The following is an 11,720-nucleotide window of genomic DNA, read 5'->3' on the forward strand; positions in this document are numbered from 1 at the left end:
CAAGCCGTAGTCTGTCATCGTCATCGGCCATGGGCAGCGGCGCCGGATGGAACTCTGGCAATGCGGCACCCGTGTCATCGGCACCGGCTAAAACAGTAGCTAATAGCGGCTTTGCCGGCACACCGGGAACAATACCGTCTAAAAAACCGTTCTGAGCGCGCTCTGGCAAAACAAGCGGCACCGGGGTAACGGCCTCCCCACCCAAAGCACCAACCTCAGGCACGACAAGCTGCAACTCTACCTTTGCCGCCACAGGCCCGGATGCATGGGCAAGGCTGCCGGAGAACAGAAAAAACGCGCCTGTGAAAATAAGTATTTTCGGAAGGAAAAACATCGGTTCCTCCGTTATGCTACGGATAAGAATGAACGAAAAACAACTTGCCTGCGGTCCCCTGTTGATTCACCCCTGCCTAAAAAGACAGGCCCCTGTGTCTTACTTTTTATATTATAACATTTTCTCTTCTGGAAATAAAATCAATTCGAACGGTTTAGTGCGGAAAAAAGCGCGGCAATATGCCCGGCACGGCACGATGCGTCTATGCCGCAGGCGGAGGAAAGAATGGAGACGCCGCCATCTGCGGCGCGCCCTGCCGCAGCGACCACGGCCCCGGAAGGCCCGGATGTAACGGTCTCTGCGCAGACATTGCCCATGACTGCCACATCCGAAAGCGCGGCCACAAGCGAAGGAACGTCGGTTGAATTGTCTACGGATACTGCGTCCATGCCTATCGCCTGAATAGACGATGCAAGTGCGGTAACATCGCCGCAAAGGTGCAGTATCGTGTTCATGCCAAAGGCCTTTATGCCGCCAACGAGCCTTCCTATGTGCCTCACTCCAAACTCTTCGAAAAACCCCGGGCCTACGGTCAGGTAAGAGGCGAAGTTCTCGGTTATGAATATCGTATCAGCCCCGGCATCCCCGAGAGAGCCTGCGTAAACAAGCGTATTGTCAACAAGGGCGTCCAGGAACGCATGCGCGTCTTCGGGAGAATTTTTAAGCGCAGTCAAGAGCCCCTTTGCGTGCGTAACCGATGTTGCAAGCGCAAATGGCCCGGCAACGTCGGCAATAAGCGGCGCTTCCTTATTACAATGCGGCTTAAGCCGCCTCATTACATCGGCTACAAGCGGCATCCTGGCGTCCTTTCCCGGGTCGAGCACGGGAATACGCGCATGGACGCTATCAAAGGGATAGTGCTCGTCCTCTACAGTGCCACGTTGCTCGCTCTCGCCGCCGTATGCCTCGGACTCAACGGTCATTATATATGGTATGGAAAGATTATCTGTCTTTGCCTTTTCCCTGAATAAAAGCGCATAGCGCACTATCTCTGAAGGGTCGGTTGAAAGGGCGTTCAATTCGAACCCTCCCTCCTTCACAAGCTCATCAAGCGGCGCGCTTATGAGCCCGCCTGCCATGAACGCAGGAAGCTTCGTCTTGAAGGTCTCTTTGAGGTAGGCTTTATAAGTTGGTTTCATGGTGTAAGGCGGTTATTCATTTTTAAAGCCAACGACAAAGTCAAATGCCTTCTTGACCGCGATGTCGCTTCCTTCGATAACGATCATCACAGCGCCCTCGCTCCCGCCAACACCGCCTGAGGCCGCGTGCACGGCCTTAAGCCCAACGTTCGGGAAAAGTATGGCGAGTGCTTCTATCTCTGTAACGATCTTTGCGCCTGTAAGCGGCATCATGCCGGCCTTGTCGCCTGTAGAATATTTTATGGTTCCCTGCCCCCACATTAAAGAAGCATCGGCAACCGATGGCACGAGTTTTTCAAGCCCAACGGGCACAATTAAATTAGCCCCCCTTGCCTTCAGTATGCCTATTGCAGCGCCTATGGTGCCGCCCGTATCGCTAGACATGAGCACGCCCGCGCTACCTTCCATATCAACGGCATTCGCGCCCTTTATATAAACATCGGTAGCCTTGAACTCCTTTATCGCGTCATTTGGATGCATGTCAACTTCGCGGCCGTCCTTTATGACTATTGGCTTTATCCTCTTCTCAAGAGGATTTGCGCCAAGCTCTCCTCCTGTTATGCGGCCTGCGGCAAACCAGAAATCATCGACCTTCCTGCCAAGAAGCAAGGAAGCAACGTGCGCGTTCGTGGTGCCGCCGATAATCACCACATACCCGTTCTTCATCGCGGCCCTGACCTCGGCCATTTCCCTTATTGCCGCCGCAATAAGGCGCTTGGACTCAACAGGCCTTAACACAACCGACGCCCTTACCGTATCTTTGGAAGCCTTGTAGAACATATATCTTTCCTTTATCCTCCTACTTCGACCCGAGCCCCATGCCTGCGGTGAGTATCTCACCTATGCCGCCAAGGGAGAAGGTGAGCATGACAGAGTCCTCTTCCGGCCTTTCCTCGTAGACAAAGGCCGCGCTCCAGCACTTGTGCTTATACTCGACGATATAATCGCGGCCAAGGGAGACGTCTCCCTTAAACGAATACCTCTCTGTAAATCCGGCGGACAGGTTGCCGTAGAGCTTGAAAAGCGCGCTGGCAGCGCCATAGCGCGCGACACCTCTCTCGAATATATAGTTAAGGGAGAGCGAGTACCCTTCATACGGCGCAAAGGACGCGGAAGACTTGAATATATCGGCGCGCTTGGTGTACGCGTCTATCTCTGTCTCAAAGAACATGGTTGCCCATCTCTCGGGCCTAAGGTGCAGCCTTCCAAGCACGTCCGAAAACGGCCTCTCTTCAATTGAGTTATTTAGCCCCTGTGCCTCTCTTATGTCATAGGACTGCCTCACTTCAAAATCGACCACATCGAGCCTTGGCCCTTTGTCAGAGAGCCTTGCCGAGAGAATTGTCCTGAACGCATAGGTAACGAGGCTTCTCGCCTCGACCCTGTCGACAGCATCGAAGTAAGGTAGATCGCCCTGCGGCTCGTCGGGTATATAGGAGTACTTTATCGAGGGCCGCATCATATGCCCGAGCCTTCGGAAGCGCCCCTCACCCAACTCAAATGTACGGTAAAGCGTTGACTCTAACTTTGCCCCTGTTTCGTAGATAAGGCGCTCGTCTGTATTACTGCCTGCTGCCGCCGATTCGCTCTTATACGCCGTATAACGCGGCGCGTAGAACGGAGTAAACTCTATGGGGCCCGCGTAAACAGGGAGCGTAAACTCAGGGCGCACATCTCCTCTAACGCCCTCCACCCCGGCGCGCCTGTCGAAACGCGCTGCTTGGGCATCCATGCTCATAAAAAACGGCGTGAACCATACTCTGTGCGGCTGCATCGTGAACATGGCCTCCGGGAATTTACTGGCCACACCCGAGTCGTTTTGCACATACAGGTTATCAAAACGCCTTCCCTGTATAACAAGCGCGCTCCTGTCCCATGCCTTTGTAACGGAAATAACGCTCTCAACGCTTTCGAGGCTTTTCTCGTTAAAGTTCCTGCCAAAGTCCAGAAAATACTCGTCATCACTGACGATATCGAGCTTGGCCTTGAAGCTCAAGCCGTTTGCCCCGTATAGCGTGTGGTCAAAGTAAAAACGCTGCCTGTCGTTGTCAGCCGACAGCGGGTGCAGATAATTTAACTGGTCTGCCCTGTATTTATGGATGCGCTCTATGTCGCTTTCCCTGTAATTATAGTAACGCATGTTGCCAAAGCTGTTTGCGGTATTAAAGTACCTGTACTCAAGCCCCGTGCCGAGGCCGCGCTTACTGTCAATATCAAGGTAGAAGGTGGCGTCCCTGCTGTCCGATATATTCCAGAATAAAGAGTTGTCCACGCCCGCGCCGCCAAGCTTCGAGTAGGAGAACCTCGGCGCAAGAAGCCCGCTTTGCCTTTCGCGGTTAACCGGAATGCTGACATACGGCAGATAGAAAACCGGCACGCTCTTTATCCTGAAAAACGCGCCCCTGGCCTTGAACGTGCGCCCGACCGTTACCGATGCCCCTGTGGTATAGAAGCTCCACGGCGGGGTCTCGCCCTCGGCACAGTCGCAGGTCGTAAAGGACGCGCCCTTTGCCGAGTAGGATTCCGGGCCGGTCTTTTTAAGCTCGTCTGCGCTAATGTAAATATTATCTTCCTTATAATAGACGCGCGCTGACACGAACACCGCGGTCTCGTCCTTCATCACGATGTCGAGGCTCTCGGCCTCAACAAAGCTCTCATCCTTGTAAACTATCTTCACATGGCCCGAGGCTGAGGCGAGCCCGTTTTTCATATCCACGTTCACCTTGTCAGCAGTGAGGCGTATGCCCTCCTGCTCTATGACAACAGAGCCCTCGGCGCGGTACGTATCAGTTGCCTTATCGTAGTTGACGTTATCGCCGGATATCTCGATTGGAAGGTCGCTTTTAAAAAACTTCGTGTACGCGGGCTCCGCCTTGGCAGGCTCCGCGCAAAAAGAAGGAGAAACGGCAATAAATGCCGCAAAGAAAACGGCGATGCACGCCGCTATGCCGATACAATTGCGTCTTGTCATAACATGATGCCAAACAAGAGAAAATTACCACAGGACGCGGCCCTTTACAACAGCGCACTTTAATAGCGCTTACGCCGCCGTAAAAACCTTATCGCCTCCGCAGCAGTAAATACCGAGCCCGAAACGCAGACAACCCCGGACGGCCCTGCCTCTTTTCGGGCCTTCTCTAACGCGCGGGAAACACGCCCCTCGCGGATGGCCTCTATACCGAACTTCCCTGCCCTTGCCGCAAGCTCATCAAGCGAAGCGCTTCTTGCCATATCCGGCCTTGTGACCACGACCTTTCGTGCCAGAGGAATAAGCGCCTTCAAAATGCCGTCTATGTCCTTATCGGCCATTATGCCGAGCACGAGAACGGGCTTTACGATACCTGCATCCTTTAGCGCATTTTTCAATGCGAGAGCGCCGTCTGTATTATGCGCCGCGTCCACTACGACGCGTGGCCGCGTGCCAAATGTCTCGAAGCGCCCGGGCCATGCGGCGCTTACAAGCCCTTCACGCACTGCGTCGTCGCACACGCAGCCTATGTAATCCTCCATCAGCTCAACGGCCTTGATTGCGCACGCCGCATTCCTCAACTGATGAGCGCCGAAAAGAGCGAGCCTTAAGCCCTTTATAACGCGGTCTCTACTCTCGTATTTAAGCGCACGGCCCGAGCGCGTAACGGAGAAATCGCGCCCGCATACGAAGACCCTCGCATTTTTCTCTTTTGCCGCCTTCTCGATGACCTTAAGTGCAGCGCCTGCTGCGGCAGTTACCACGTTCGAGTTCTTTTTGATTATCCCAGCCTTCTCGGCAGCTATCTTCGAAATAGTATTACCGAGTTCCTTCATGTGGTCCATGCCAACGCCGGTTATGATAGAAACTCCCGGGGTTATAACGTTCGTTGCGTCAAGGCGGCCTCCCATGCCGACCTCGACTACGGCCGCGTCAACGCCCTTTTCACGAAAGTACTCGAATGCCATGGCTGTCGTGAACTCGAAAAAGGTCGTGCCCTTTGGAGCCTTCCTCGATATGCGGGAAGCAAGCCTGACAATCTCGCTGCCTTTGATAAGGGCATCTTTAACTTTTATGCGCTCGTTAAAAGCAATAAGATGCGGCGATGTGTAGAGCCCTGTATCGAGCCCTGCTGCCGAAAGTATCGAGTGCGCGAATGCGGAAGTGGAGCCCTTGCCGTTGGTGCCTGCGACAAGTATCGAAGGGTACGCGCGCTCCGGATTGCCAAGTGCCTTTAGAAGCGCCCTCTCTCTGCCAAGCCCGGGCTTAACGAGCGGCGGGGCAAGCGCATACAGTTTTCGAAGAACCTCGTTTGGGGTGGGCATAGAAAAATGGCCGCGCGGCCAAAGGCTACCTTACGCGGTCAAAAGCGCCGTTATCTTAATCAGCGCCTGGCGCATGTTCTTTCTCTCGACTATCATGTCGACCATGCCGTGTTCCAATAGATACTCGGAACGCTGGAAACCTTCCGGAAGTTTCTGCTTGATGGTCTCGGCGATAACGCGCGGCCCGGCAAAGCCTATGAGGGCCTTTGGCTCCGCCACTATCACGTCGCCAAGCATCGCAAAGCTCGCGGTAACGCCGCCGGTCGTCGGATCCGTCAAAACGGATACATAGGGCACCGCAGCATCACGAAGCTTTGCCAGGGCAGCCGAGGTCTTTGCCATCTGCATGAGAGAGAATATGCCCTCGTGCATCCTTGCTCCTCCGGAGGCGGAAAACACTATGACAGGCGCCTTGAGCTCGATGCCTGTTTCGATAAGCGAGGTTATCTTCTCTCCAACTACACTTCCCATGCTGCCGCCCATGAACGAGAACTCGAAACTGCCGGCCATGACCTTCCTGCCGTCAAGCAGCCCCTCGCCGCAAATAAAGGCGTCCTTCTCGCCTGCCTTGGCCTGGGTTGCCTTGATGCGGTCCTTGTAGGTCTTCTGGTCTACGAAGCCAAGCGGGTCTCCGGCCTCGAGGTCTATGAAGAGCTCTCGAAAGCTTCCCTCATCGAGCGTTATCTCCATTCTTCTGCGCGCGGAAATCCTGAAATGATGGGAGCACTTCGGGCACACGTCGAAGTTCTTCTCGAGTTCCTTCTGGTATATTATCTCGCCGCAACTGTCGCACTTTATCCACATGCCCTGCGGCACCTTGACGGACTTATCGGACTTTTCCTCGCCCTTCGAAAATATGTCTTTTTTGAACCAGACCATTATGCCTCCGGCAAAGTTTCCTTATTATCAGCGCATCGCCCTTGTAAGCGACCTTGCAAAGCCCTCTACTTTTTTATCCGCCACATTGGCCTTTGACTTTGCAATCACGTTTATTATGGCGCTCCCTACGACAACGCCGTCGGCAACCTTACTCACCTCTCTTGCCTGCGCCGGAGTGGATATGCCAAACCCCACGGCAACCGGGAGCTTTGTGTGCTTTTTTACGCGCCGCACGGCAGGGGCAAGAGCCGAGGCTACACTCTTTCTCGCGCCGGTAACGCCCGCCACACTTACGTAGTATATGAAGCCCGTTGCGTTCTTTGTAACGGTCTTTATCCTCGAGATATCGCTTGTCGGAGTAAGCAGGTATATCAAATCGAGCTTCTGCTTCGTAAGCTCCGTTCTAAGTTCCTTGGATTCTTCCGGCGGCATGTCGACGATTAGCACGCCGTCCGCTCCGGCCTTTTTCGCCCTCTCTGCAAAACGCGAGAGGCCATACGAGAACACGGGATTGTAATACCCGAAGAGCACTACCGGAATGGAAGTCTTTTTACGTATGCTCCTTACGAGCGAAAAAACCGTATCTATGGTAACGCCCTTTTTAAGCGCCCGCTCGCTCGACGCTTGTATGGTCGGGCCGTCCGCCATGGGGTCCGAGAACGGCACGCCAAGCTCGATAATATCGGCCCCTGCTCTCTCGAGCGCAAGGACTATCTTTAAAGTAACATTTATGTCCGGGTCTCCTGCGGTAACAAACGGCACGAAAACCTTTTTGCCTTCTTTTTTCGCCTTGCTAAACGCGGCGGCTATGCCAGACGGCTTAAGTTGTTTTTTCTTCATAGGCTAAACCCCAGTATCTTCGAAACGGTTGCAAGGTCCTTATCTCCCCTGCCCGAGAGATTTACGACTATCACACGGCCCTTGCCGACTCTCCTTGCGGCCTTGCACGCGTACGCAACGGCATGCGAGCTCTCGAGAGCAGGTATTATGCCCTCTGTCTCGCAAAGGAGCTTAAAGGCTGCTATGGCCTCCTTGTCGGTAATGGAGGTGTACTTAACGCGGCCGATGTCTTTAAGGTACGAATGCTCGGGCCCAACACCCGGGTAATCGAGCCCCGCTGAAACGGAATGAGTGTCTATTATCTGGCCGTACTTGTCGTGAAGCAGATAGCTCTTGCTGCCGTGTAGCACACCGACCCTTCCGGCACTTATGGTTGCCGCGTGGCGTCCGCTCCTTATGCCGCTTCCCCCAGCCTCTACTCCGGTTAGGCGCACCTTGCGGTATTTTAGAAACGGATGGAATATGCCCATGGCGTTACTGCCGCCGCCGACACAGGCGATTACGAGGTCCGGAAGGCGTCCTTCTGCGCGCTTTAAATCGCGCTTTACTTCATCGCCGATAATGGACTGAAAATCGCGCACCATCATCGGGTACGGATGCGGCCCGGCAACAGAGCCGATTATGTAGAAGGTATTGCTTACATTCGTCACCCAGTCCCTAAGCGCCTCGTTCATCGCGTCCTTAAGCGTACGGCTCCCGGATGTTACGGAGTTGACCTTTGCGCCAAGAAGCTTCATCCTGAAAACGTTCGGGCTCTGGCGTTGAATATCGTCCTCGCCCATGTAGACCTCGCACTCGAGACCAAACATCGCTGCAACGGTAGCTGTGGCGACTCCGTGCTGCCCGGCCCCTGTCTCCGCGATGACGCGCTTTTTCTTCATCCTTCTTGCAAGGAGAGCCTGGCCTATGGTGTTATTTACCTTATGCGCTCCCGTGTGGCAGAGGTCTTCGCGTTTTAAATATATCTTTGCCCCGCCAAGCTTCTTCGTAAGTCTTTCGGCGAAATATAAAGGTGTCGGACGGCCTACGTAGTCCTTCAAGTAATACGCAAGCTCGTCCTTGAAACCTTTCTCGTTCTTGAACTTCAAGTAGGCACGCTCAAGCTCCATTACAGCGGGCATGAGAGTTTCCGAGATATAGCGGCCTCCGTACTGGCCGAAATGTCCGGTCTTATCCGGTAGGTTGTCAAATGATGACATAATCAGGCGCTCTTGGCCTCCTTTATGAACTTTTGTACTTTCTTTGCGTCCTTCTTGCCAGGCTTTGACTCTACCCCTGAGCTAACGTCAACCGCATAGGGCCTTACCATCTTGACTGCCCTTGCCACGTTATCTGGCGTAAGGCCGCCCGAAAGTATCACTGTTGCAAAGTCCTCTGTCCCGGAGGCGATTTCCCAGTCGAATGTAGTGCCCGTGCCTCCCGGAACTCCCTCTTTATACGTATCAAGGAGCACTGCCGAGGCAGCGTCGAAACTTGCAAGCAATATCATGTCCTCAGTGGACTTTACGCGCACGGCCTTTATAGACTTTACGTGCACGCCCTTTATATAATCATTGGTCTCGCTGCCGTGAAGCTGGGCAACGGTAAGTCCGGCTTCCTTCACTACATTATTGACCACATCCTGCTTTTCGTCAACGAATACGCCAACGGTTATAACGAACGGCGGCAGCGCCTTTACTATCTCTCCGGCTTTTGCAGGGTCAACGTAGCGCGGGCTATTTTTCCAGAACACGAACCCGAGCGCGTCGGCCCCGGCCTCTACTGCCATAAGAGCGTCCTCAACGGAGGTAATGCCGCATATCTTGACCTTCACACCCACGGCCATGCCTCCCTACGCGCCTCTAAGCTCGCGAAGTTTCTTTCCGATATCAGCCTCGCGCATAAGGGACTCGCCTATCAAAAAAGCGTCCACTCCCGCTGCGTCGAGAAGCCTCACATCCTCTATGCGGTTAATCCCGCTCTCCGTCACCACGGTCTTTTCTGCCGGTATGCGCTCGATAAGGCGAACGGTGGTGTTTATGTCGGTAACAAAGGTATTCAAGTCCCTATTGTTGATGCCTATCAGTTTCGCGCCGATATCAAGAGCCGCATCGAGCTCTTTTTCCGTGTGCACCTCTATCAGGCTGTCCAATCCGAGAGCCGATGCCGCGTCCATTAGTTCCTTCATGCGGCCCTTATCAAGTGCCGCGGCTATGAGAAGTATCGCGTCCGCGCCAACTGCCCTTGCCTCGCAGATCTGATACTCGTCTACTATAAAATCCTTTCTTAAAAGCGGCAGCGAGACTTTCTCTCTTATGCGGACAAGGTTCTCGAGGCTGCCCATGAAGTACTTTTCATCGGTAAGCACCGATATTGCCGCTGCGCCGTTTTTTTCGTAAGTAAGCGCCACCGCAACAGGGTCGAAGTCGGCCCTGATAATCCCCTTTGACGGAGATGCCTTCTTAACCTCTGCTATGACGCGCACACCCTCGCCCAAGAGCGCTGCCTCAAACCCGCGCGTCTTAGGGGTGAGCCTTATCTCAGCCTCAAACCCAGCGATACGCTCTTTTCTCGGCTTCTCCTTAAACAGCGCGGCAAGGGCGGCCTTCTTATGCTCTACTATCTCTCTAAGTATTCCCGGAACCGCCATCTCAAGCCTTACTCATTGGTCATACGCACGAGCGAATCAAGCTTCTTTCCTGCCTCGCCGGAATCAACAGCGCCCCTTGCAACCGCTATGCCCTCTTCGAATGTGCCTGCCTTGCCTGCGGCTGCTATCGCGGCAGCGGCATTAAGAATTACTATGTCGCGAGCCGGCCCCTTCTTACCTTCGAACACGCCGCGTATTATCTTCGCGTTGTCATCGGGGCCGCCGCCCTTCAAATCCTCTGCCTTGCATCTTGTGAACCCGAAATCTTCGGGAGAGATACGGTAACTTTTTATTTTTCCGTTATCGAGCTCAGAGACCTTGGTTGAGTCCGCAAGCGTGATTTCATCAAGGCCGTCCTCGCCGCGAACTACAAAGGCGCGCCTGGAGCCAAGGTTATTTAACACCTGCGCGAGTATATCGGTAAGTAGCGGGTCATACACGCCAAGCACCTGATACTTTGCTCCCGCAGGGTTGGTAAGAGGGCCCAGCACGTTGAATATTGTGCGTATGCCTATTTCCCTTCTTACAGGGGCCGCGTGCTTCATGGCCCCGTGAAAGAGCGGGGCAAAGAGGAAGCCTATGCCAACTGTCTTAAGACAGTCTTCGACCTTTGCAACTTCCGCATCTATATTCACGCCAAGGGCCTTTAACACATCAGCGCTCCCGGACTTGGAGGAAACAGACCTGTTGCCGTGCTTTGCTACCGTTATGCCGCAGGCAGCTACGACAAAGGCCGCAGCTGTCGAGATATTGAACGTCCCTGTCTCGTCGCCCCCGGTGCCGCATGTGTCCACTATAGGGCCTTCACCTGCATCGACCTTTGCAGCCTTTTCTCTCATCACCCTGGCAGCGCCGGTTATCTCGGCTACTGTCTCGCCCTTCATGCGAAGGGCGGTTATAAAGGCGGCGATTTGCGAAGGGGTGGCGTTACCGCTCATCACCTCGTTCATCACAGAAAACATCTCTGCCTCGGTAAGGTCAGAGCCCTTTACAACCCTTGCTATCGCGTCTTTTATATCCATGACCTTCCCTACACCCTCACGCCAAGCTTAAGAAAATTCCTTAAAAGCGTTTTCCCTGATTCGCTAAGTATGCTCTCCGGGTGGAACTGCACGCCTTCGAGCAAAAACTTTTTATGCCTGATGCCCATTATCTCATCGGCATCGGTCCACGCGCTTATTTCGAAATCCTTTGGAAGGGTATCCTTCTTTACAACAAGGGAATGATACCTCGTTGCCTCGAACGGGTTGGATATGCCCTCGTAAATGGTCTTTCCGTCGTGATATATCATCGAGGTCTTGCCGTGCATGATGCGCTCGGCCCTGACAATGCTTGCGCCAAATGCGTGCGCAATGGACTGGTGCCCAAGACATACGCCAAGCATCGGCACTTTGCCCGCAAACTTCTTAACCGCCTCAACCGATATCCCTGCCTTCTCCGGGTCGCAGGGCCCGGGAGATATGACAATCCTTTCGGGATTAAGCTTCGCGATATCGTCCACCGTAACCTCGTCGTTTCTCTTAACTACTACCTCCTCGCCCATCTCTGCAAGGTACTGGACAAGGTTATAAGTGAACGAGTCGTAATTATCAATCATCAAAAGCAT

Annotated in this window: 12 protein-coding genes; all 12 read right to left on the minus strand. The window is 53.8% G+C overall.

What is annotated here, in order from left to right; genetic code table 11:
- Positions 1–334: hypothetical protein (locus OEV59_08310; GenBank protein MDH4227729.1), on the minus strand; the 334-nt coding region annotated here is incomplete at its 3' end.
- A gap of 140 nt (positions 335–474) precedes the next feature.
- The gene (locus OEV59_08315) at positions 475–1,473 is read right to left on the minus strand and encodes a hypothetical protein (GenBank protein MDH4227730.1); all 999 of its coding nucleotides are present in this window, start codon (positions 1,471–1,473) and stop codon (positions 475–477) included.
- A gap of 12 nt (positions 1,474–1,485) precedes the next feature.
- Positions 1,486–2,253: a hypothetical protein gene (locus OEV59_08320; protein MDH4227731.1), complete on the minus strand. Its 768-nt coding sequence runs from the start codon at positions 2,251–2,253 to the stop codon at positions 1,486–1,488.
- A 19-nt stretch (positions 2,254–2,272) separates the two neighbouring features.
- Positions 2,273–4,444: an LPS assembly protein LptD gene (gene lptD / locus OEV59_08325; protein ID MDH4227732.1), complete on the minus strand. Its 2,172-nt coding sequence runs from the start codon at positions 4,442–4,444 to the stop codon at positions 2,273–2,275.
- Between the two features lie 59 nt (positions 4,445–4,503).
- Complete coding sequence (locus OEV59_08330) at positions 4,504–5,766, minus strand: bifunctional folylpolyglutamate synthase/dihydrofolate synthase (protein ID MDH4227733.1); 1,263 nt, start codon at positions 5,764–5,766, stop codon at positions 4,504–4,506.
- Positions 5,767–5,796: 30 nt separating this feature from the next.
- Complete coding sequence (accD, locus tag OEV59_08335) at positions 5,797–6,645, minus strand: acetyl-CoA carboxylase, carboxyltransferase subunit beta (GenBank protein MDH4227734.1); 849 nt, start codon at positions 6,643–6,645, stop codon at positions 5,797–5,799.
- A gap of 27 nt (positions 6,646–6,672) precedes the next feature.
- The gene (gene trpA / locus OEV59_08340; protein MDH4227735.1) at positions 6,673–7,485 is read right to left on the minus strand and encodes a tryptophan synthase subunit alpha; all 813 of its coding nucleotides are present in this window, start codon (positions 7,483–7,485) and stop codon (positions 6,673–6,675) included.
- Positions 7,482–8,684 carry a tryptophan synthase subunit beta gene (gene trpB / locus OEV59_08345; protein MDH4227736.1) on the minus strand — a complete coding sequence of 401 codons (1,203 nt, stop codon included), beginning with the start codon at positions 8,682–8,684 and terminating at the stop codon, positions 7,482–7,484. The genes trpA and trpB overlap by 4 nt, the downstream gene beginning before the upstream one ends.
- 2 nt (positions 8,685–8,686) lie before the next feature.
- Entirely contained in the window at positions 8,687–9,310 is a 624-nt protein-coding gene (locus OEV59_08350) for a phosphoribosylanthranilate isomerase (protein MDH4227737.1), read from the minus strand.
- A 6-nt stretch (positions 9,311–9,316) separates the two neighbouring features.
- The gene (gene trpC / locus OEV59_08355) at positions 9,317–10,114 is read right to left on the minus strand and encodes an indole-3-glycerol phosphate synthase TrpC (GenBank protein MDH4227738.1); all 798 of its coding nucleotides are present in this window, start codon (positions 10,112–10,114) and stop codon (positions 9,317–9,319) included.
- Positions 10,115–10,122: 8 nt separating this feature from the next.
- The gene (trpD, locus tag OEV59_08360) at positions 10,123–11,136 is read right to left on the minus strand and encodes an anthranilate phosphoribosyltransferase (protein ID MDH4227739.1); all 1,014 of its coding nucleotides are present in this window, start codon (positions 11,134–11,136) and stop codon (positions 10,123–10,125) included.
- An 8-nt stretch (positions 11,137–11,144) separates the two neighbouring features.
- Positions 11,145–11,720, minus strand: coding sequence for an aminodeoxychorismate/anthranilate synthase component II (locus OEV59_08365; GenBank protein MDH4227740.1), 576 nt, complete (start codon positions 11,718–11,720; stop codon positions 11,145–11,147).

The organism is Deltaproteobacteria bacterium, assembly GCA_029858205.1.
Lineage (GTDB): Bacteria > Desulfobacterota > GWC2-55-46 > GWC2-55-46 > DRQE01 > JAOUFM01.